Annotated in this window: 16 protein-coding genes and 1 pseudogene; 9 read left to right on the top strand and 8 right to left on the bottom strand. The window is 42.4% G+C overall.

Features of this window, described 5'->3' with window-relative positions; genetic code table 11:
- Positions 1 to 204: 204 nt before the first annotated feature.
- Both ilvD and ACM0OX_RS19430 read right to left on the bottom strand, forming a co-directional pair.
- Positions 205 to 1,890: a dihydroxy-acid dehydratase gene (ilvD, locus tag ACM0OX_RS19435; protein ID WP_414516687.1), complete on the bottom strand. Its 1,686-nt coding sequence runs from the start codon at positions 1,888 to 1,890 to the stop codon at positions 205 to 207.
- A gap of 526 nt (positions 1,891 to 2,416) precedes the next feature.
- Positions 2,417 to 3,091, bottom strand: coding sequence for a calcium-binding protein (locus ACM0OX_RS19430; protein ID WP_414516686.1), 675 nt, complete (start codon positions 3,089 to 3,091; stop codon positions 2,417 to 2,419).
- A gap of 736 nt (positions 3,092 to 3,827) precedes the next feature.
- Between ACM0OX_RS19430 and ACM0OX_RS19425 the strand changes: the two genes are divergently transcribed.
- Positions 3,828 to 4,178 (top strand): hypothetical protein, encoded by a 351-nt coding sequence (locus tag ACM0OX_RS19425; protein ID WP_414516685.1) that lies wholly within the window; start codon positions 3,828 to 3,830, stop codon positions 4,176 to 4,178.
- A 296-nt stretch (positions 4,179 to 4,474) separates the two neighbouring features.
- Here the strand turns inward: ACM0OX_RS19425 and ACM0OX_RS19420 are convergent, their stop codons facing one another.
- From ACM0OX_RS19420 to ACM0OX_RS19405, 4 genes are all read right to left on the bottom strand, one after another.
- Positions 4,475 to 5,173, bottom strand: coding sequence for a calcium-binding protein (locus ACM0OX_RS19420; protein ID WP_414516684.1), 699 nt, complete (start codon positions 5,171 to 5,173; stop codon positions 4,475 to 4,477).
- Between the two features lie 211 nt (positions 5,174 to 5,384).
- Complete coding sequence (locus ACM0OX_RS19415; RefSeq protein ID WP_414516683.1) at positions 5,385 to 6,092, bottom strand: calcium-binding protein; 708 nt, start codon at positions 6,090 to 6,092, stop codon at positions 5,385 to 5,387.
- An 892-nt stretch (positions 6,093 to 6,984) separates the two neighbouring features.
- Positions 6,985 to 8,466: a calcium-binding protein gene (locus ACM0OX_RS19410; protein WP_414516682.1), complete on the bottom strand. Its 1,482-nt coding sequence runs from the start codon at positions 8,464 to 8,466 to the stop codon at positions 6,985 to 6,987.
- 600 nt (positions 8,467 to 9,066) lie between these two features.
- Positions 9,067 to 12,192: an MFS transporter gene (locus ACM0OX_RS19405; RefSeq protein ID WP_414516681.1), complete on the bottom strand. Its 3,126-nt coding sequence runs from the start codon at positions 12,190 to 12,192 to the stop codon at positions 9,067 to 9,069.
- Between the two features lie 557 nt (positions 12,193 to 12,749).
- Between ACM0OX_RS19405 and ACM0OX_RS19400 the strand changes: the two genes are divergently transcribed.
- The 4 genes from ACM0OX_RS19400 (at position 12,750) to ACM0OX_RS19385 (ending at position 15,989) form a co-directional block, all read left to right on the top strand.
- Entirely contained in the window at positions 12,750 to 14,030 is a 1,281-nt protein-coding gene (locus ACM0OX_RS19400; RefSeq protein WP_414516680.1) for a general stress protein, read from the top strand.
- 133 nt (positions 14,031 to 14,163) lie between these two features.
- Positions 14,164 to 14,625, top strand: a complete 462-nt coding sequence (locus ACM0OX_RS19395; protein ID WP_414516679.1) for a BON domain-containing protein — start codon at positions 14,164 to 14,166, stop codon at positions 14,623 to 14,625.
- A gap of 178 nt (positions 14,626 to 14,803) precedes the next feature.
- Positions 14,804 to 15,238: a CAAD domain-containing protein gene (locus tag ACM0OX_RS19390; protein ID WP_414516678.1), complete on the top strand. Its 435-nt coding sequence runs from the start codon at positions 14,804 to 14,806 to the stop codon at positions 15,236 to 15,238.
- Positions 15,239 to 15,581: 343 nt separating this feature from the next.
- Positions 15,582 to 15,989: a hypothetical protein gene (locus ACM0OX_RS19385; RefSeq protein WP_414516677.1), complete on the top strand. Its 408-nt coding sequence runs from the start codon at positions 15,582 to 15,584 to the stop codon at positions 15,987 to 15,989.
- A 419-nt stretch (positions 15,990 to 16,408) separates the two neighbouring features.
- On the opposite strand, the gene ACM0OX_RS19380 is transcribed toward ACM0OX_RS19385, so the two are convergent.
- Both ACM0OX_RS19380 and ACM0OX_RS19375 read right to left on the bottom strand, forming a co-directional pair.
- Positions 16,409 to 17,959 (bottom strand): metallophosphoesterase family protein, encoded by a 1,551-nt coding sequence (locus ACM0OX_RS19380; RefSeq protein ID WP_414516676.1) that lies wholly within the window; start codon positions 17,957 to 17,959, stop codon positions 16,409 to 16,411.
- Positions 17,960 to 18,091: 132 nt separating this feature from the next.
- Positions 18,092 to 19,063 carry a YegS/Rv2252/BmrU family lipid kinase gene (locus ACM0OX_RS19375; protein WP_414516675.1) on the bottom strand — a complete coding sequence of 324 codons (972 nt, stop codon included), beginning with the start codon at positions 19,061 to 19,063 and terminating at the stop codon, positions 18,092 to 18,094.
- 353 nt (positions 19,064 to 19,416) lie between these two features.
- Here ACM0OX_RS19375 and ACM0OX_RS19370 point away from each other — a divergent pair.
- The 4 genes and pseudogenes from ACM0OX_RS19370 to glgA form a co-directional block, all read left to right on the top strand.
- Positions 19,417 to 19,557, top strand: a pseudogene (locus ACM0OX_RS19370) (photosystem I reaction center subunit XII); the annotation flags it as partial.
- A gap of 357 nt (positions 19,558 to 19,914) precedes the next feature.
- Positions 19,915 to 20,652 (top strand): phycobilisome rod-core linker polypeptide, encoded by a 738-nt coding sequence (locus ACM0OX_RS19365; RefSeq protein ID WP_414516674.1) that lies wholly within the window; start codon positions 19,915 to 19,917, stop codon positions 20,650 to 20,652.
- Between the two features lie 209 nt (positions 20,653 to 20,861).
- Positions 20,862 to 21,833: a hydroxymethylbilane synthase gene (gene hemC, locus ACM0OX_RS19360; protein WP_414516673.1), complete on the top strand. Its 972-nt coding sequence runs from the start codon at positions 20,862 to 20,864 to the stop codon at positions 21,831 to 21,833.
- 137 nt (positions 21,834 to 21,970) lie between these two features.
- The gene (gene glgA / locus ACM0OX_RS19355) at positions 21,971 to 23,407 is read left to right on the top strand and encodes a glycogen synthase GlgA (protein ID WP_414516672.1); all 1,437 of its coding nucleotides are present in this window, start codon (positions 21,971 to 21,973) and stop codon (positions 23,405 to 23,407) included.
- Positions 23,408 to 23,540: the final 133 nt, after the last annotated feature.

The following is a 23,540-nucleotide window of genomic DNA, read 5'->3' as shown; positions in this document are numbered from 1 at the left end:
AGTTGTTTCGATACAGCAATTTGTTTTACACGCTTGCGATCGCAAAATAAGTTACGAGTTTGTCCTTGCAACTTCTTTAGAAGCGATCGCTAGATCAAACTATTACAAGACAGCGTAAATCCAGCGACCATCTCAAATAACCAGACAAGGGGCTGAAGCCCCTTGTTAAAGGTAGGCAAACTTGCGCCACAGTTGTCAGGTTAACTAAAACAAGTCCAAATCTGTCACAGCACCAATACTGCTAGAAGATACCAATTTGGCATATTTCGCCAACACGCCTTTAGTGTAACGCGGAGCCGGAGGTTGCCAGTTGGCACGACGACGAGCCAATTCTTCTTCAGATATATTCAACTGCAATAAACGAGCGGGTGCATCAATAGTAATACTATCGCCTTCTTCTACAAGCGCGATCGCCCCACCAACTGCGGCTTCTGGTGCAACATGACCAACTACCATGCCGTAAGTACCGCCAGAAAAACGTCCGTCGGTAATTAATCCCACTGCATCACCCAAACCTGCACCGATAATTGCCGAAGTGGGAGCCAACATTTCCCGCATTCCAGGGCCACCTTTAGGCCCTTCGTAGCGGATTATGAGAATATCACCAGCTTGAATCTTACCAGCCAAAATTGCATCTAAAGAAGCTTCTTCGGATTCAAATACTCGTGCAGGCCCAGTAATTACTGGTTTTTTCACCCCAGTAATTTTGGCGACAGCCCCTTCTGTTGCCAAATTACCTCTGAGGATAGCTAAATGTCCTTGAGGATACATCGGGTTATTCCAAGGACGAATCACATCTTGATTGGCAGATGGTTCTTCTGGTATGTCTGCTAATATCTCTGCAATGGTTTGACCGCTGATGGTGAGGCTATCACCGTGTAATAAATCATGCACAAGTAACATCTTCATTACTTGCGGAATGCCACCAGCTTTGTGCAAATCTGTAGCAACATATTTACCACTTGGTTTCAAATCACACAAAACGGGAACGCGGGCGCGGATAGTTTCAAAGTCGTCTATAGTTAAATCTACCTCAGCAGCACGGGCGATCGCTAAAAAGTGCAGTACTGCATTGGTCGAACCACCGACTGCCATAATCACAGAGATGGCATTCTCTATGGATTTGCGGGTAATAATTTGGCGGGGTAAGATTTGTTTACGAATGGCTTCGACTAAAACGAATGCTGATTTTTCCGTGCTGTCGGCTTTTTCGGCATCTTCTGCCGCCATTGTCGAAGAATAGGGTAAACTCATCCCCAGCGCTTCAAATGCTGAAGACATGGTGTTAGCTGTGAACATTCCTCCGCAGGAACCCGCACCCGGACAAGCTCGACCTTCAACTTCTAATAATTCCTTTTCGTCAATTTTTCCAGCGCTGTATTGACCAACAGCTTCAAAAGAACTGACAACAGTTAAATCGCGTCCGTTGTAGTGACCGGGTTTAATTGTACCACCGTAAACAAAGATAGCCGGGATATTCATCCGAGCCATCGCCAGCATTGCCCCTGGCATATTTTTATCACAACCGCCAATAGCCAGCACACCATCCATACTTTGTCCAGTACAGGCGGTTTCAATGGAATCGGCAATCACTTCCCGCGACACTAGGGAATATTTCATCCCTTCTGTTCCCATTGAAATCCCATCGCTAATGGTAATTGTGCCGAACACTTGCGGCATCGCCCCAGCGGTTTTAATCCCCACCTCTGCCCTTTGTGCCAGTTGATTTATCCCCATATTACAGGGAGTGATCGTACTGTAGCCATTGGCAATGCCCACAATGGCTTTATTGAAATCTTCATCTTTAAAACCAACTGCACGCAGCATAGCTCGATTAGGCGATCGCTGCACTCCTTGCGTCACAATTTGGCTTCTCAAATTCTCCGACATCTTTTTTCCTTCCGTGCCATCATCGCAACAGTTGCGATTGTATTACCTGATGATTTTCTCATGCCTGGGCGGTGCGATCGAATATGAGTAATTCTCTATGTTTCACCGTGTCTTTTGGTCAGCCCTAATTAGAATAAATCTTCATCTAAGCGTTTGTATAAAATAGGGATGATTCTTGTGTGTTAGGCATCTAGAGTGCCGGAAATACTAGAAATAGCAATACAAATTTAAATATGAAAAAAAGTCATTGCCCCAAGCTGAGGCTCTGACTTTCCACATTTATAGCTTAGTATATTGATATTGATTCCGGTGCAAAGATGAAGATACTCTAACTTTGCACTAGAGTTATTCTTCAAAATTATATCTGCCTTGAAAATAGTGACTAGGGACTGAGGACTGGGAAAGAGATACTTTCATTCTCTAGTGCCTTCTGCCTTCTCCCTTGGCGCTAGCCTCTCCTTTGGGAGAAAGGGAGACGCTAAAAGCGCTCTGCCTCCTGCCTTATTTTCAAGGCAGGAATATTAAATTAAAGAATGAGGTCACTGGACACTACTTGTGGTGCTCCTATAAGGCGAATTTCAAAATTAGCCGACAGATTCCCATCAGTATTCCCTTGCAGAATACCTCCTGAATAACGGATTTGACCGGGTGCGGAGAATTGGGCACTCCCAATAAAAGTGAAAGCTTGGTTGCCCCCAATAGTGGAGTTGGCATCGATATCAAATAGATCAATTCGATCGCCTGGCAAATTACCGTTTCCACGAAAGTCAGTGATTAAGTCACGTGACGAAAGTGGACTATCAGAAATTGAGTTGTACTTGAAAACATCATTACCCGATCCTCCAGTGAGGATATCATTCCCACTACCGCCAGCCAGGGTATCATTCCCATCACCGCCGATGAGAGTATCTTTGCCAGTACCGCCAGCGAGGATATCGTTGCCAGTACCGCCATTGAGCTTATCGTTGCCAGCACCCCCATTTAGGATATCGTTGCCAGCATTACCAAAGAGGCTATCATTGCCACCACCACCGTTAAGGATACTGTTGCCACCACCACCTACAAGGGTACTGTTGCCACCACTAACATTAACGATATCGCTCTCGCTCTGACCATTGTTGCTACTACTGCTACTGCTATGACTACTAGAGCTGGCACTAACACTGCCGCTACCGTAAGAGATTGATATTGAAGTTGCCATTGATGAGTTTCTCCTAAACTTAGAGGGGAAAAAAATTACGTCTTTACTTCCCCATTATAAAACGGCATTGCTGATTAAGAGTATGAATTTGATTTCCTTCAAATGCATAAAGTAAACAATTTCAAACATGGAATTTGGGAATTTTATAGTTTCATTCACTAATGCTGACAAAACCAGGTCAAAATATCAAGAATGGGAATATATTCTTGAACAAACCTGATTGCTACAGGTCTTTACTATTAAGTTTGAATATTTGAGAATATTTGAGAATATTTAATAAGTACTAGATGTATTTGATGACGTTTACATCAAAATTATACCAAAAATTATCTGATATCCTTGTACCTTATGTTTTCAGTTGTTTTAGTTGGAAATTACTAAGGAATAAGTAGATTTTCTCTACGTAATTATATAGATTGGAGGACAGTCGCTCTGTATTCATAATAACAATACTATAGTATTACCCTCCAGCAGATTTTTTGATAAATAGAAAAAAGAATAATTAACTTTCTTTTATTCTCTGACCAGAATAAAATCGAAAATCTTTGTACAGATAGAGTTGGTTTTGCATATTGGTATTTGTTTAGTGGTTTCTGTAGTTATATATAACAAATAATTGCCAATAAGTTAAAAGCTTTGTTAGACGCATGAGACGAATAAAATCCTAAAGATTTGTGTAATTTGAATTCGTTTCCAGTCTTAAGACTGGAAATATATTTCGAGAGGACTGTTGCCTATGGTAAAGTCACTGGAGGCAGAGCCTTACAGGATCGAGGCTGTATTTGAACTTAGTGTCATTTCCTTGTTAGACCAGTGCGTAAGCGTAATCCGCACTTATCTACGAGACGCTCCGCGTAGCTTGCTTCCACGAAGTGGTACGGCTGCGCTCAGTGACCGTCGTAGACATCGCGCACCCCTAGAGTTACAATTTGGCTATTGTGGCATCATCACAACGATTGCGATTGTATTAACAGATTTTTTCATGCATACGCGGCACGATCGAACCTTGGCAAGCATTGGTAATTTTCTATTTTTAGATGTGCTTCTGTTAGGTGCAGTTGATATGAGCAATTTTGTTAGTATTTAACTGTGCTTGACTATAGCAATATCATTCTTGACAGGTTAAAGCCTACTGGATTTTCTCACAATTGGAGTATGTTTGGCTTTGCACCTAAATTATTCTTCAATATTAGACTTCCTGCATAAATCATAAATAGGACTTACGCAAAATACCTCTCAAACTCTTATTCCTCCGTGTTCTCTGTGCCTCTGTGGTTCGATTTTCTGTTACCTGTGCGTAAGTCCTAATAAATAAGAACCCCACTCCTAAAGGCTCTTAGAAGGAAGTAGGGTATTAAGCGCTTTTGCAAGAGGTCTATTAGATTAAAGGATGATGTCGTTTGCCACTATTGGTGGTGCTCCTGTCAGTCCAATCTCAAACTCAGCCGACAGATCCCCATCAGTGTTAGCTTGAAGAATACCTCCTGAATAACGAACCTGACGGGCTGCTGAGAATACGCCAGCCCCGATGAAAGTGAAGGCTTGGTTGCCCGCTACACTGGAGTTAGCATCAATGGTAGATAGATCGATTTGATCGCCTGCAAAGATACCGTTTCCAACGAAGTCAGTGATAACATCCCGTGACAAACCAGGAGGACTATCTGAAACTAAATTGAAATCGAAAATATCGTTGCCAGCACCGCCAGTAAGAGAATCAGTCCCAGCACCGCCAGTGAGGATATCGTTGCCAGCACCCCCATTTAGGCTATCGTTGCCAGCCCCGCCAGTGAGGATATCGCTGCCAGCACCCCCATTTAGGCTATCGTCGCCGGCATTCCCGTTAAGGGTATCGCTGCCGAGATTGCCGTTGAGGATATCGCTGCCAGCACCCCCATTTAGGCTATCGTCGCCGGCATTCCCGTTAAGGATATCGCTGCCAGCACCCCCATTTAAGATATCGTCGCCGGCATTCCCGTTAAGGATATCGCTGCCAGCACCCCCATTTAGGGCAGGGCGAAAGATAAATGGGGAACCGTTGATGGTATTGTTGTCATTAAAATTGGTACCGTTGATAATTGCCATTAGTAAGGTTCTCCTGAACTTAGTGGGTAAAAAATAACCTCGTCACTTTCCTATCAGAAAACAGTGTTGCTGATTAAGAGTATGAATTTGGTTTCCCCCAAAGGTGTAAAGGAAACAGTTTCAAATATTGAATTTTTAAATTTCACACTTTCATTCGTAGTCGAAACACTGCATTTGCATTCTGCCTTATTTTCAAGGCAGGTCTATTAGATTAAAGGATGATGTCGTTTGCCACTATTGGTGGTGCTCCTGTCAGTCCAATCTCAAACTCAGCCGACAGATCCCCATCAGTGTTAGCTTGAAGAATACCTCCTGAATAACGAACCTGACGGGCTGCTGAGAATACGCCAGCCCCGATGAAAGTGAAGGCTTGGTTGCCCGCTACACTGGAGTTAGCATCAATGGTAGATAGATCGATTTGATCGCCTGCAAAGATACCGTTTCCAACGAAGTCAGTGATAACATCCCGTGACAAACCAGGAGGACTATCTGAAACTAAATTGAAATCGAAAATATCGTTGCCAGCACCGCCATTTAGGATATCACTGCCAGCACCCCCACTTATGGTATCGTTGCCAGCACCGCCATTTAGGACATCACTGCCAGCACCCCCACCCCCATATAGAACATCACTGCCAGCACCGCCATTTAGGATATCGTTGCCAGCACCACCATTTAGAACATCACTGCCAGCACCGCCATTTAGGATATCGTTGCCAGCACCGCCATTTAGGACATCGCTGCCAGCGCCCCCATTTAGAGTATCATTGCCGCCATTGCCGTTAAGGACATCGCTGCTAGCACCCCCATTTAGGATATTGCCGCCGGCATCGCCGTTAATGACATAACTGCCAGCAAAGCCAAAGATAAGTGGGGAATTGTTGACGCTACCGTCAAGCAAATTGTTGATAATTGCCATTAGTAAGTTTCTCCTGAACTGAGAAGGTAAAAATTAACCTCGTCACTTTTCCATCAGAAAACGAACGGTGTTGCTGATTAAGACGATGAATTTGGTTTCTCCCAAAGGTGTAAAGGAAACAGTTTCAAAGATTTAATTTTTAAATTTCACTCTGTCATTTAGCAACACTGATAAAACAAGATAAAGAAATAACGAGTGGGAAAAGATAACTGAACTACACCTGATTAGAACAGGTCTTTGCTGTTAAACTTGATAAATTTGAAAATTTGAGAAGTACTGGACATATTGATGATGTTGGAATCAAAATTATGCCAAAAGTTATTTGATTTTTTTATATCTTTACTGGTTAAACTAGTAGACTGCTATGAACCAAGCAAACTTCCTCCTCCAGAAGTGCATAACTTTTAGAACGTTTTGATTGTATTCACAATAATACAAACTATAGTATTACTTTCAAGCCTAACTTTTTCTATCTATAAGAAAGAGTAATTAAATCTCTTTTATTTCTCTCACTAAAGCAAAATATGAAACCTTTGTTCAGATAGGGTTGGTTTTGCTTTTTGAGATTTATTTGGTGATTTATCTAGTTATGTATAACGAATTAATTGTCAATAACTTAAAAGCCTTGTTAACCAGTGCGTAGGTATAGCCCGTCGTAGACATCGCGACATCCCTTGCGTTACAATATGCCTTCTCAAATTCTCTGACATCTTTTGAATTAAGTGGCATCATTACAAGATTGCGATTGTATTACCTGATTTTCTGATGTAGATGCGGCGCAATTGAATAACTATAAACTATCAGAGAGGCAAGCTAAACCGATCTCTATTTGCGACTATTTAATTATCAAAATTCTGCATTCTGCCTTATTTTCAAGGCAGATAATATTAAATTAAAGGATAATGTCGCTTTCTAATAGTTGTGGCGCTCTTGTAAGCCGAATTTCAAACTCAGCCGACAGATCGCCATCAGTACTACCTTGGAGAATACCTCCTGAATAACGAATTTGACCGATTGCAGAGAATGCACGACTTCCGATGAAAGTGAAGGCTTGGTTGCCTTCTTTAGTGAAGTTAGCGTCGATGGTAGATAGATCGATTTGATCCCCTGCAAGGATGCCGTTTCCTACAAAATCAGCGATCGCATCCTGTAATAAACCAGGTTGACTCTCGGAAACGAAGTTAAAATCGAAAACATCGTTACCCAATCCTCCAGTGAGAATATCAGTTCCACTAACACCCGTGAGGATACCACCGTTACCAAAATCACCGCTAATCGTATCATTGCCAGATCCGCCAACAAGGTTGTCGTTGCCAGATCCACCGTTAATCCTATCGTCGCCAGATCCACCGTTAATCCTATCGTCGCCAGATCCGTCGTTAATCTTATCGTTGCCAGATCCGCCGTCAATCTTATCGTTGCCAGATCCAGTATTAATGATATCGTCGTCAGATCCGCCGTCAATCGTATTGTTACCATCACCGGCGTTAATCGTATCGTTGCCAAATCCGCCGACAATTGTATCGTCACCAGATCCAGTGTTAATGCGATCGTTACCAGATACACCGCTAATTATATTGTTCCCGGCTCCGGCGTTAATCGTATCGTTGCCAGAACCGCCGTTAATCGTATCGTTGTTAGATCCGGCGTCAATCTTATCGTCGCCAGCTCCGCCGTCAATCCTATTGTTCCCAGATCCGCTGTTAATCGTGTCGTTGCCAGATCCGCCTTGAATCCTATCGTTGCCAGATCCGGTGTTAATTATATCGTTGTCATATCCACCATCAATCGTATTATTGCCATCACCAGCGTTAATCGTATCGTTGCCAAATCCGCCGACAATTGTATCGTCGCCAGATCCAGTATTAATCGTATCGTTGCCAGAAACACCGTTAATTATATTGTTCCCCACTCCGGCGTTAATCGTATCGTTGCCAGAACCAGCGTTAATCGTATCGTTGCCAGAACCGGCGTTAATCGTATCGTCGCCAGCTCCGCCGTCAATCCTATCGTTGCCAGATACGCCGTTAATTGTGTCGTTGCCAGATCCGGCTTGAATCCTATCGTTACCCGCTCCACCTTGAATCTTATCGTCACCGTCAAATCCGCCGTCAATCGTATTGTTGCCAGATCCGCCGTCAATTATATCGTTGCCTCTTCCCCCGTCAATCGTATCGCTGCCAGATCCGCCCAGAAGGCTATCATTACCGTTTCCGCCGTTAATTCTATCGTCGCCAGAACCACCATTAATCGTATCGTTGCCAGAGCCGCCCCTAATCGTATCGTTACCGTCAAATCCATTGATGATATAAGGGAGAATAGAAGAAGGAATACCAAGAGTGTCAGGCTGATTAGTACCGTTAATGGTTGGCATCGTGAATTTATCCTGAATTTAGAGGGTAAAAAATTACTTCGTTACTTCCCCAGTGGAGAAGTAACGAGTGGGAAGATATAACAAATTAGACCTGTTTTAATTAGGTCTTTGCTGTTAAGTCTAAAGATTTGAGAAACACTGGATCTATTGATGATATTGGCATCAAAATAGATTGTGCCAAGACTCATGTTATGTCCTTGTACCTGATGACTTCACAGTCTCTAGCAGTAATCTACTAGCAAATAAGCAGAGCATCTCCTACGGAATTGCATAGGTTTTAGGACGTTTTTACTGGATTCAGAATAGTTAAGAGTATGATACTACCTCAAGCTTAATTTTTTCTATCTTTAAGAAATAATAATTAACTCTTTTTTATTATTCTTGCTATAACGAAATATGAAATATTTTTTCAGATAGAGTTTTTTGATATATCATTCAGGGGAAAAAAGGCTTTTCCGATTTTTGCACAGATGCGGTAATCATAAGTAATTAACGGGACTTAATCTCACGGTAATTTTTGGATAAATAAAAAAGTGGCATTCATTTATAAAGACTGAATGCCACTTTGTATTTCTCAAAATTTCTGATGACGGAGATATTTTACCCAGCTAAAGTTATCCCAGTCACAGCGATCGCACCTGCGATCGCACTGGCAGCAAGAGAAGTAATCGCTGTCCCAAATATCCACCACGCAGCATTAGCCACGGTTTTTTTGGTTTCTTCGGCTTGCTTTTTAGCTTGCTCTTGAATCGCTTTCAAGCGTTTTTGAGTTTCTTTCTGGATGCGTTCGGCTCGTTGTAATACGCCATCCCGCGCCGATTCTATTTGGTCAATTATGCGGTTAGCATCTGCCTCGGAAATATCTTCACGAGAACTCAATACAGCAACTAAGGTGTCACGATCGAATTCACTGAGGCGATCGCGCAATGCTTCAAATCCAGCTTGGGGATCGTCGAAGACTTTCGCAAAGTCTTGCTTAATCCCTTCATAGTTGAGTTCCGAACGATCCAGGGAGTTGAGATAGTTGCGAACTTTGGCAAAAACTCCATCTAGCAATGATTGCACTCTCTGCTGAATCTGCTGGAATTGTTCGACAATTGAGCTGCGAACAGAATCAATTTGATCCACAATTCGGTTAGCTTCCTCTTCTGAGATATCCTCACGCTGGGATAATAGCGCCACAATTGTCGAACGGTCAAATTTTGAGGCGCGATCGCTTAAACTCCCAATTCCAGCGCGGGGAGAAGACAACAGCAATTGTAAATCGCGTTTGATTCCTTCGGGGTTGAGTTCTTCTTTGTTGGTATTACGCAGATATTCTTCGAGATTGGCTTCAAAATCTAAAGCCTGTTGAGTGGTGCGCTTCGCTAAACGTCGTGGCGCTCTCAGAATATCACCAATGGCATCTTGAGCGCGATCGACGATCTGATTAACCTGCTCTTGGCTCAAGTCGCCGCGTTGACTCACGAGTTTAACCAAAGTTTCTCGATCGACATTAGAAAAGCGATCGCGCAGTGCTAAGGCTCCAGCTTGAGGATCGTCGAGTAATTTTTCCAAATCGGCTTTGATACCTTCTGGATTAAGTTCTTCCAAGTTGGTATTGCGGAGATATTCGGCGATCGCTTTTGTCGTTTTTTCGTACTGTTCTTTCGCTTGTTGCGGTACTTGCAAAATACTATCTCGGACTGCTTCAAGCTGATCGAGAGTTTCGTTTACCTGTTCTTCGCTCAAATCTTGACGCTGACTGAGCAATTGTACCAAGGTATCGCGGTTAAATTGGGATAGGCGCGAAGTCAATAGGCTAATTCCGGCTTGCGGATCGTCTAGTAAAACTCTAAACTCACGTTTGATCGCTTCGGGATTGAGTTCGTCTTTATTAGTATTCCGCAGATATTCTTCAACTCTTTGGCGCAGTTCATCGGCTTTTGCTTTTGCTTGTTCTTGCAATTCTCTTGCACGATTCAAGAAATTATCGCGGTTGCGTTCCAGTTGACTAACAATATTATTAGCTTCCTCTTCGCTGATATCTTGACGCTGTTGGAGCAATTGTACAAAAGTATCGCGATCGAATTGCCCGAAGCGGCTACTTAAATCTTCAAACCCAGCTTGTGGATCGTCCAGCAACTTGCCAAAGTCCCGTTCAATACCTTCAGGATTGAGTTCGTCTTTACCTGTCGAACGCAGATAATCTTCGATGCGGCTGCGGAAATCTTGTCCTTTTTCGCGACTTTGAGCCTGTTTGACAGTTTCTAAAACTTCCAAGCGATCGCTTTCCATTTGTTCGGAAATTTCCTTCACCCTAGCTTCGCTGATATCACCACGCTGCTTCAACAAGTTGCTGAAATATTCTTGATTGATTTCTTCCAACTCTCGTCTCACAGTTGTCGGATCTGCATTTACGTCATAGATGACTTCTTTAAATTCATCTACTAAGGTAATTCGGTTAAAGTGCCAAGGGAACGAATGCAATATGTAGTCTTCTACATCTGCCTTAATTGCATTTTCCAGTGATATGGGTAATTTTGCAGATACTTGCTCAGTTGCCTGTTCTCTAAACTTTTTAAATTGTTCTGTGACTTGCTCGACATCGACATCTTGAACTTTTTCTTTCAGTTTTTGCAACTGAGTTGTAATTTTGTTCACATCGATATTAGAAAGGTTTACCCGTTCCAGAACTGCTGGTGCAGCTGCACTTAAGCCATACCTAATAGCTTGCTTAATTACACCATTGCCATTACCGCCTCCGATTGTAACCAGTTCTTGAAGTCGCTCACCCAATTGCTCAGAATTAAGTTCTTCAGGAGTAGCGGACTTGAGTAAATTAATTACTTGTTCTGTGGGATTTTTGCGATTTAAAGCTTGTTGCCATGCACCTTCAAATTGGTCGGCAATGCTATTGATATCTTCTTTAGATAAATCGCCACGGCTGCTGATTAAATCAACAAATGTTTGGCGATTAACGTTTTGTAATAGATCGCTATTAGCAACAGATTGCAAATCTGTATCCTTAAGAAGTTGGTCAAATTGACTCCGAATTTCTTTGATATCCAGCTTTGGCAATTGCAGAGAACCTAAAGAACTTTGGAGGGTATTTTTAATACCTTCAGAATCAAAACCTGAAGTTAATTCCCGCCGGACTGCGGCTGTAATATCTTCAGCAGTAGAAATTAACTGTTTTTTTGCAGTATTAGCACCGATGCCAGCAGTTGCCGTGCCCATCAGAGTTTGAAAACCAGAAGTAACAGTATTAGATATAGAACCAATTAAAGAACCTACTGCTGATGAACCCAACCAAATTACTAGTGAAAAGTAGGTAGACCAAATGACTACACCAATAATTGCTCCTAAAAAGGCGCTTTCGATTAAACTCAGTTTTACTGCTAAAAAACAAGCAATAAATAATGCGATGCTAACGGTTATTAACGCCCAAGCACCAACCTTAGCTTGACCTTTACGAATTGTCTTGCCCAAACTTTCAGACTCATCATCAGAATCTGCATCAATTTCCCAAGATGAAATTCCGACAGCAACTGAAAAGTTTGTCAATAATAATTGAAAGGCAAATGCCATCAAAACACCAGCTAGCAGCGCCACCAATAATTTAGGTCCAGAAAAAACAACTGACGCTTCTTCTGGAGTTAGTACTTCCTGAGCTAAAGTTATGGGCGCTAATCCAAAAGATAGCCAATTCCATCCTAAAATACTTAAAACACCTTGTTGAAACATAGGATTTGCTCACTTTTACTCAATTAAATACCCATTTATAAAATGGCTTATTTATCAGCTTAATTATCATTTATATAAACTGACACTTTCTTAAGTAATAGGTTGGTTGTCCAAAAGTCGTATTAAAAAAAATAAATTAAATATTTATCTTGTTGTATAAATCAACTAAAATTTATGATTAAGTTAATATTTTTTAAATAAAATTTATTAGGCAAAATGAATCTTGTAAAACTGTATCTACCGATATAGCAAGTTCGGAGCAGGTGAGTTACACTAGCAAACGCTAAAAAATCATATTTTGGTATCAACTTTATGGAAGAAATTGTTTATTGAAGAAATTCAAAACAAAGAATAATTGTTATAAAACTTTAGAAAAGAAAATATATTTTCTATCTGAGATTTAGTTACTACCTTTAGATAAAAACACCTATATCTAATGATAGAGGTAAAAATTCTCCCAAGCGATTGATGAAAAGTAAATAGAAACATGCATTAATAAGGGTTAGTACGAGCTATGAATTAGTAAATAATTGGATTTTTGTTGAGGAGAAAAAATAATGGTAGTCGGCGTACATAAACGTGCTGTAGGTGTATTTTCTCATCGTCGAGATGTTGAACATGCCCTACATGAATTAAAAAAAGTTGGCTTTGACATGAACAGAGTTTCTGTCATTACCCAAGATGGGGACAGAGACGATATTGCTGGTGCAGATGTGAGCGATCGCGTTGGCGATCAATCCGACGAAGGTGCTAAAGTCGGAGCAGCTACAGGCGGTGCTTTGGGCGGATTGGCTGGCTTATTAGTCGGTCTTGGCACTTTAGCAATTCCTGGAATCGGGCCAATTATGTTGGCTGGAGCCGCAGCAACTACCCTAGCTACAACTCTCGCTGGCGCTGGTATTGGTGCAGTAGCTGGTAGTTTACTTGGTGCATTAATTGGTCTCGGAATTCCTGAAGAACGAGCTAAAGTTTATGACGAACGTGTTAGACGAGGACACTATTTAGTCATTCTCGATGGTACAGATGCAGAAATCCACAGAGCAGAAGCAATTTTAAATCATCAGGGTGTGGAAGAGTTTGGCATTTACGACCACCCAGATGCAACAAATGCAACCACTGGTTATGTGACTCCAAGTTCTACTGCTGGTCATAGTGGTGTTGCGAAACGCGCGATCGGGGTATTTTCTCATCGTCGAGATGCTGAAGTCGCAATTACAGAATTACGAGATGCAGGTTTTTCGTTGAATCAAGTCTCCATCATTGCCAAAGATACAGACGGTCATGGGATCGGTGGTGTAGATGTAGATAGAAACGTTGGTACTGGTAATAAAGCAGACGATGGTGCAAAAGCTGGAGCTGCTACAGGCGGTGTTCTAGGCGGCTTGACTGGCTTGTTAGTTGGACTGGGAAGTTTAGCGATTCCGGGAATTGGCCCCGTGATTGCAGGTGGCGCAGTTGCAACCGCTTTGGCGACAACATTAGCTGGTGGTGCGATCGGTGCAGCAGCAGGGAGTATTGTAGGTGCGCTTGTTGGCTTGGGAATTCCTGAAGACAGAGCGCGAGTATATAGCGATCGCTTCCAAAGAGGTGACTACTTGGTAATTCTTGATGGTACGGAAGCTGAAATCCACCAAGCTGAAGCGATTCTCAAACATCGAGGTATTGAAGAATTTGCAATCTATGATGCCACTGAAATTAGTGAATATCGTCCAGGTTACGACCGAGTAACGCATAATGACGCAGCAGTAGTCGATCCCATTCGCCCCAATTACTCAACAGAGCCTCATAGAAACGATCCTGCTGTAGTTATTGTCGATCGTCGTGATGAAGTACTTTAACCTAAAATAGTTTTCACTCACACAAAATTGCAGGAGCAATAATTTGACAACTTTGCTCCTGACTACCAAAGCTTGCTCCTCACTTTTGCCGTAAACATCAAAAAATTTCACTTTCTGATTCAGAATTAAACCAATGAAAAAGCTAACCCCCTTCGTAATTAGTTGCCTTTTAGTATTTGGTGTTGCTGCTTGTGATAACGCTTCTAAAACAAGTGAATCTGCACCCAATAATCCTAATGAGGCTCCCCAAGCACCAACTGCCAAAACAACAGAAGCTTCTCAAAAAGATGCACAAAGTGAAGTTCGTAGAAGACAACTAAATGAGGATATTCGCGCCCGCGAACAGCGCAATAATACCACTGGTGGCGATACAAAAAGAGCTAAAGCTGACTTAGAAAGTGAAGTTCGCTCCAAATTGGAGGCTAATATCCCCAAAGGTCAACTAACAGTTAATGCCGCAGACGGTGGTGTTGTAACTGTCGGCGGAACTGTCAACAATCAGCAGGAGTTGGCTAAAATTGAAAAATTAGCTAAGGAAATTAAAGGCGTCACTAGTGTAGTTGTGAAAGCAACTGTTGCACCACCAACTAACTAACTAATAAATCCAAGTGAGCAGGTAGACATAAAGAGATTTAAATGCTCCTGCTAAACCTGAGTGGTCAGTAACAAATTTAACTGACCACTAATAATTGACAACTGACAACCTTAATAACTATATTTATTGATGCTCAGTTCAGTTATACAAAGTCTTGTAGTTACCAAACATAAAAACTATGGAAACCGAACAACAGCAACGTGAATCCATCAATACTTCCTCATCACAAGGTACGCTAGCACTTGAAGGTGCTGATACTGCAAACTTGCCAAAGTTACCACCAGCACATGAACCTGAATCTCAATGGCAACAAATTAGCAGACAAATTTCTCAATTTTTAGAGCAACTGCCCCAATACTTAAGTGACTTTTTTCAGGACTACAAGCAACCTCTAATAACCGTTGCTTTAATTTTGGCGGCAATTGTTACAGCTAGGCTAGTACTAGCGGCACTAGCTGCAATCAATGATATTCCGCTACTATCACCACTTTTTGAGTTAGTTGGAATTAGTTACACCAGTTGGTTTGTTTTCCGCTATCTACTGAAGGCTTCAACTCGCCAAGAATTAGCCGATGAAATTCAACTACTGAAAAACCAATTCGTGGGCGAGTAAATTTACTAACCATTAAACTAAGATTTACACGGGCAAATAGAATTCACAGCTACACAAACTCAGTCCTGGCTCTGCGGACTTGGGTAAAGCCTTGTATTGCTGCGGTTTCTACTTGCCCTTTTAATGTTAAGTTGACTTCAAGCAAAACCCTTGCTCTACCAATAACTATAAATTCACAGCATTTAATCGGACTCAACCTTAGTCTTTTAGATACATCAAAAGATAGAGAATATAACATTATTTTAATTTTAAGTCACTTCTCAAGATAGTAGTTCGGAGATGAAAAACAACCTAATCTAGTTTTAGAAGTTATTTAATAGATTCTTTAACGAGGACATAAATTATGGCTAATGAAGCAGTTAAGAGAGATACAGATTCATCCGATCGCGCGGAAGTCGATACATACGATCGCGGCATTATCCCCGCAGAAACCGCCGCTAGAATGGAAAGAGAAGGAGATCGTTACAAAACCCGCCCCACAGAAGAACGGGAAGCAGATGCACCTACTGACGATCAAACCGATTCAGGAAGTGTCCGCACCACTGACGGCTATACCGTGGACAAAGAAGGTTTGTTAAACAACTATGCAGTTGAACCAGAAATGTACTACGAAGAACCCGGTGATGCACGCCAGCAAGCGGCAGAAGATACGGAAGAACGTATCGAAGAACTTGGAGAAATTAATCAGGACGAGGAAGGCAAGTTGACAGATAAGGGTGACAGCCGCGGTAGAGGCCCAGGAGTAATTTAATTAACAACTCTTTTGCTGGGTGCAATTACACGTAAGAAGGCTAAATAGGTGTTTTCTAGAGACGCGGTTATTGCGTCTCTAATTTTTTATATTGTGTCTGCTTAAAGACTTACCATTAAGACCCCAGAGCGGCAGGGTTTTTAGGCTTTCTGCATAGATTTGAGAATATAACTAATTAGTCGGACATCATATTATAATTACGTCTCTACATTTATTGTGATACCAATTCAATTAATGATTGCAACACATCCTTGGGTAAAGACGCGATGAAAAGACGCGATGAATCGCGTCTCTACAAATGGTCTATTTGTTGCATTCTTTTTTCCAATTAGTACGAGTCGAAACAATCTCATTGGGGACTTACAACAAATAAAAGACAAAGCGCTTTGGGTTTCTACGGGTTTAATACAGCAGTATTACTAGATAATCAGCGGCTCAAGTTCGCGATTATGCCATTGCCGCTGATACCATTCGGCAACCAAAGGACGGACAATAAACTTAGGCTGTCCATCCCCTTTAACGTCAATACGTAAACCTGAATAAGGTCGTCGCTTCTGAGAACCTTGACCGTTGCGACCAATGAAGAGATGCGATCGCGCCACTAACCTATTCTCCTCCATCAAATCTGCTCCCTCAATTCGCTGGCGTCGCAAACTAAACCCGCTACCGCCACAAACAATCCAGTGGATATGAGAATCAGCGTGTCCCGTATCCATTGTTTCCAGGTGTTCTAGGCAGTGGGCGTGACCGTTTAATACCAAATCGACCAAAGGACGACCCTGATTTAAGGAACCGATTTCTTTAGCTACCGCATCCAACACGCCACGCAGGCGATCGCGAACGATTAGAGTTTGCGCTTGTTCCCACTTCGTCGCCTCAGTTACATAAGGAGGATGATGAAAATAAATTATTCTTCCCCGAACTTCAGGATTATTCCAAGATTCAATTAATCTTTGCTTGAGCCAATCCAGTTGTTCAATGTCAGTCAGCGTTGTTTTATTAGTGGCTAGTTGCTTATCGATATCAACAATAATTTCTTCAATTTGTGACAGCTTGGCATGGAAGTCATCTAATTGATCGGCTTCATTCGGATTTTCTGGGCGAAGTTTGGCTGAAGTTTCAATAATTTCCTGCTTTTCTCGCTCGAAATCTTCACGGCGTTTTTCTAAGAGCTTGCGATCGGCGTTACCTTTTTTTGTTTTCGGTAGCGGTGGTGGATCGTTAAAGGTATTAGAATCCAAAGCGAAGAAATCAATACCGCCATAACGAAAAGTGTAATAGCGATTGGGAAGGCGGGTAAATTGCCCAGGTTGATAAGAAAGACAACGACCTGTATCTGTCTTGGCTGTGTAGTGCCGATCTAAGTGATTGGCTAACTCTTCTGGAAGCTGAAACGCCTTCAGATAGTCGAGAAATGCCTTTGCGTAAGCGTCACCACATCCTGAGCCATGTAAACCTACATCTAGGTCTAACCGCGATCGCAACAGGTGACGAATGGGTAATGTTGTTAGAGACGCCAAGCTCAATAAAATCGGCAAGTTATAGTAATCGTGATTTCCCGGCACTGGGAAAATGGGCAGCTTAAAAACCATCTGGTCATAAGCAATCCGTTTGCGATGCTCTATGCCGGAGATAAACTCTCGATAAGGCTGAATAAAGTTTTGCTGGTAATATTCACTCGATCCGACTAAATAGATTACATCCCCCATATGCAGCATAAACCGGGATTCGTTGTGATGGGGCAGCATAAGTTCAGCCACCTGTCGCTGAGGATTGTGTCCTCTGTGTCTACCGGAACCACTATCACCGACAACTAAAAATGAGAACTCAGAATTGTCTGTTTGACCATCTTCCAACACCAGCCGAGTTTGGTCGATATCCCGTTCCACAATTAACGGATCTTGCCACCGTACCCGCTGATTCATTTTCCGAATTTTCTTAGCGATCGCTGGATCAGATACAAGTTTCAATGCAACCTACTCCTGAGTTTTCAATTGAGGGTGAGTAGGAGAATGAGGGCAGGGGAGCAGGGGAGCAGAGGAAGTTGCACTAAATTTTTCCCCTCTGCCCCTCTGCCCCTCTGCCTCTTATGCCCCATACCCTCATTCTTCCGCCGTATCTTTCATCTCAATAATCAGATTAGGGAGTCCCTCTAGTTTTTCCGTCGGCTCAACTTCTTCTACTAATGGCACGAAAATTCTTAAGCCTGCTGGTACACACTTAATTTCTACAGGTGTTGTGCCGACTATTTCACCATCTAGAACAACTTTTTGTGGTGGGTTAGTCGTAATTTTAAATTGTTTGGCTCGCAGGAAACCAATATCATCCCGGTCTACGGCGTTACCTGTGGAAGCCGTTTGAAAGAGATGAAACGTGGCAGCGATCGCTCCTGCCTTGTTAGCTGGAGCTACAATCGTTAAATCTAGTAACCCATCATCATAAACCAGACCTGCTGGGCCTTGAGCCAAAACGGAAGTGGGAGGTGCGGCGTTTGCTACTGTTACTGCACAGGCACTAGTTTTAATTATCCTATCTTCAGTTTCAATTTCAACATCAAAGTTATGTAAGCTTCTTAATTGCTGGATTCCTGCCAAAACATAGGCCATCATCCCAAAGCGATTCTTAGCGTCTCGGTCTGCCAATTCTACAGTGTCAGCTTCAAAGCCAATACCTGCCAAGAGTACCATTGGGCGATCGTTGCAATAAGCTACGTCTACATGGGTGGTTGCTCCCTGCAAAATTGTTTGACACGCACCTGCGATCGTGTCAGGAATTCCTAAAGCTGTGGCAAAAGCGTTCGCTGTCCCTCTGGAAATGATTCCAAATGGGATATCAGTTCCCACTAAAGCCGCCGCCGCTATTGAGAGAGTACCATCTCCCCCAGAAGCAATGATTGCATCTACTCCTCGCTCTACAGCTTGATATGCCAGTTGGTCAGCATCAATTTCTTCAGTTGTAAAATAAATATCTAGATCGATCTCTGGCTCTAATATTGCCCGAATTTCTGCTAGCTCTGTATCTGGGTCGCCCTGACCCGCAACAGGATTGAAGATCAGACAGGCGGAACGATTCATAAGGTATAATAACTAAGCTTGGATAACTAATGAAGATAACAAATTATTCTTAGCATTCGTGGAAATTTTCAACTTCTCTTTTCGGGCTGAGTTTTTTAGAGATATTGACCAAGTTCAGCGGAATGTGCGATCGCATCATACACCAAGAAAAGGCAAGAATCTTTAAAACCTTCCCAAAGAAGTCTATTTTTAGCCGCCTGTTTCAAAAGACTCACTCAACTGGAAGGGTGTTTGGTTAGTCGGTAGAAAAATTTAAAGCCATCATCAGAATTGTATATAGACAGGTTTTAGGAAATTCCTATATTATGGTAAGTGAGCAAATTACTGTTCTTGAGTCGTAGTTTCAGCAAAGTGAAATCAGCGATCGCAAGTTTATCTGTTTAGTAGCGAAATTTGAGTTGTATCGTTGTCTATTTTTTAGCAGTTGCCATTGTTATCAGGCAATTCGATTAAATTTTAGGCATCTTTTCAGTTGCGCTCCCATCAATGCGTAAATCCAGCTAACCTCTCAATTGCTTGAAGAACTTATTAAAGGTAGACAAAGTTCCACTACAGCCTACTAGTACAATGTCTAAGTTAATCTTGAGGGTTTGTAGTAAGCACTGTTGTGCTTAGAAAATAAGGACTGAAGTCCTTACTACGAACTTAAACTTGACATACTACTAGTCAATTTTGTGGCAATTACAACTCAAAGGGCTAACAACTGGGGATAAGGGAGACAAGAGCAACAAATGCCCTTCAGGAGTGCTGAGTTGGGAATCTTCAGAACTCGGAACTGACTCAACGCCTCGCTAACAGAACTGTTTTGGCTCATATATAATGCCCAATCCCTGCAAATTTCTAGCTCTAATATGTCTATTCCTTTGTTAAGCTATTCCCCTTCATCTCAAAATCATCGTGTATCTGGATATGAGATTCTTGGCGACGAGCAACCTAGAATTTATACAGCCGAATATCTGCAATCATCACTAGAAATGGATGCCTTGATTAAGGCAGCCTATCGCCAGATTTTCCACGAACAACAGATGCTAGATAGCAACCGCCAAATCTGTCTAGAATCCCAACTCAGAACTGGTCAAATTACAGTCAGGGATTTTATTCGAGGATTAGCTATATCTGATGCATTTCGGCGACTCAATTACGAAAGCAACAACAATTACCGCTTTGTGCAGATATGCATACAGCGCTTATTGGGTCGTGAGGTTTACAATGAACGCGAAAAACTAGCCTGGTCGATTGTCCTAGCTAGTAAAGGACTGCGCAAGTTTATCGACGATTTGGTGGATAGTGAGGAGTACATGAGTAACTTTGGTTACAATACAGTTCCCTATCAACGGCGACGGATTTTACAAGGACACTCTCTAGGGGAATTACCTTTTGCCAGAATGGCTCGTTATGGCGAAGATTATCGCGATAAATTACCGCTTCCCATGACGAGAAAGCAGGTTGAGCCTTTTAATTTACAAATCTTCTTACGCAGTTCTGACAGAGATGTGGTGTTATTGCTATTAGCTTCGACGCTGGCACTGATTGTCTTGTTTAGTTTGCTGACTACATTTGGTTATTTCCCAAAATTTGGTGGGTACTAGCTGAAACTTAAAGGTGTTGCGATCGCCATTGTGAGCGATCGCAACATCCTCAATGCATAAAAATTCTATTATTTGAGATTTCACAAACAAGCTTTTGGTAAAGAATTGTAATCCAAAATCCCAAATCCAAAACCCAAAATTCGCATGAGTCCCTGACTACGGTAGTCTAGATGAAAGTGAATTTATCGCGTGCGATATTATATTGTTTTATGACTTCAGTTGTTTCTAGTCCCCCACGCACTATTCGGATCGGCTCACGTAAAAGCCAACTTGCTCTGGTTCAAACCTACTGGGTACAAGAGCAGCTCCAGAAAAGCTTTCCTGATATCACTTTTGAAGTCCACACCATGTCTACCCAAGGCGATAAAATCTTGGATGTAGCATTAGCTAAGATTGGCGATAAAGGACTTTTTACTAAAGAACTGGAAGTTGGAATGATCAATCAAGAGATTGACTTTGCAGTTCATTCTCTTAAGGATCTGCCGACTCACTTACCAGAAGGGTTAACGTTAGCAGCAATTACTGAACGAGAAAACCCAGCTGATGCATTAGTGGTGCATGAAAAGCACAAAGATAAACAAATCGATACGTTGCCAGAAGGTGCGGTAATTGGTACATCTTCTCTACGACGGTTAGCACAGTTACGCCATCATTTCCCTCACTTTACTTTTAAGGATGTGCGGGGAAACTTGATTACACGGTTGGCAAAACTGGATGCAGGTGAATACGATGCTTTGATTTTGGCAGCAGCAGGATTAGAGAGATTGGGAATGGGCGATCGCGTTCATCAAATCTTACCCAAAGAAATCTCTCTCCACGCGGTTGGACAAGGAGCTTTGGGGATAGAATGCCGTGCTGATGATAGTGAAGTGCTATCTCTACTCAAAGCAATTGAACATATCGAAACACGCGATCGCTGTCTCGCTGAACGATCTTTTCTCCGTTCTCTAGAGGGCGGATGTCAAGTACCTATCGGTGTAAATACAGAAATATCTGGTGAGAATTTGACCTTAACCGGGATAGTCGCCAGTGTAGATGGTCAAAAGTTCGTCAAAGATACCGTCACCGGACTGGCCAACAACGCCGAAGCACTAGGCACAGAACTAGCAGAACTGTTGCGACAACAGGGAGCGCAAGAAATTTTATCAGAAATTTTTGCGGTGATTCAGCGCGGTTCCTAAGCAATTGGGCAAGCCAATGTGATTAGATAAGAATTGATCGCCGTTGCACTAAATATGTGCCAGACGCGACAATTCGCGTTGGTCGGGATTTCAGAAAGTTAATTTGACAATATAGACTCAGGGAAGCAAAAATTACCATGCGGATTCTATTTGTTGCAGCAGAAGCAGCACCAGTTGCGAAAGTAGGAGGAATGGGTGATGTTGTCGGGGCATTACCCAAAGTCCTGAGAGAAATGGGGCATGATGTGCGGATATTCTTGCCTTACTACGGCTTCCTGCCAGACAAAATGGAAATTCCCCAAGAACCGATCTGGTGGGGAGATGCCATGTTCCAGCACTTTGCAGTATACGAAAGTGTTCTACCTGGTACTGATGTTCCCTTGTACTTATTTGGACATCCGTCCTTCATGCCGCGCCGCATCTATTCTGGAGATGATGAAGATTGGCGGTTCACATTGTTTGCTAATGGTGCAGCCGAGTTTGCCTGGAATTACTGGAAACCAGATATTATCCATTGTCACGATTGGCATACAGGGATGATTCCCGTGTGGATGCACCAAGATCCTGATATCACCACAGTGTTTACCATCCATAACCTGGCTTATCAAGGGCCGTGGCGTTGGTATTTAGAAAAAATTACTTGGTGTCCCTGGTATATGCAAGGACACAACGTCATGGCGGCGGCGGTACAATTTGCCAACAAGGTAAATACAGTTTCGCCCACCTATGCCGAGCAAATCAAGACAGCTGCTTACGGTGAAACATTAGAAGGTTTGCTGTCCTTTATTAGCGGTAAATTATCTGGGATTATCAACGGTATTGATACCGAAGTTTATAACCCAGAAAATGACAAATATATTGAGCAAACCTTTACTGCTGATACTTTAGATAAACGCAAAGCCAATAAAATTGCTTTGCAACAAGAATTAGGATTAGAAGTTAATTCCAAAGCCTTTTTTATTGGGATTGTTACCCGATTAGTGGAACAAAAAGGCATTGATTTGATATTGCAAATCCTCGATCGGTTCCTATCTTATACAGATGCCCAGTTTGTGCTGTTAGGGACAGGCGATCGCTACTATGAAACTCAGATGTGGCAATTAGCATCCCGCTTCCCCGGACGCATGGCAACTTACTTACTGTATAACGATGCCCTGTCTCGCCGGATCTACGCTGGTACTGATGCCTTCTTGATGCCAAGCCGTTTTGAACCATGCGGTATTAGCCAAATGATGGCTTTGCGTTACGGTTCTGTACCCATTGTCCGCCGCACAGGTGGATTAGTTGACACCGTAACACATCACGATCCTGAAAATGCTGCCGGTACTGGTTATTGCTTCGATCGCTATGAACCGCTAGACCTTTTCACTTGTATGATCCGAGCTTGGGAAGGCTTCCGTTTCAAACCGCAATGGCAAGAACTACAAAAACGGGGTATGAGTGAAGATTTTAGTTGGTATCAATCTGCTAAGGAGTACGTGAAGTTGTACAGGTCAATTTTCGGTTTGCCAGAAGAAGAAGAGACTCCAGAACCAAAGTTAGTTTTAAACGAAGCAGTCACCACTAGTAAGTAAAAGGGCGGTTAGAAACCGCGTCTACACAGACAAAACCCACCTCCGTGGGTTTCAAACCTCAATCTTTCCTTAGGGACTTCCAAGAAATAAATTATCCAATATTGTGGGGTGGGCATCTTGCCATTGGTGTCAA

Source organism: Nostoc sp. PCC 9305 (genome assembly GCF_963920915.1).
Lineage (GTDB): Bacteria > Cyanobacteriota > Cyanobacteriia > Cyanobacteriales > Nostocaceae > Nostoc.
Note: the sequence above shows the minus strand (reverse complement) of the source record. Positions and strands in the feature narration are given on the sequence as shown.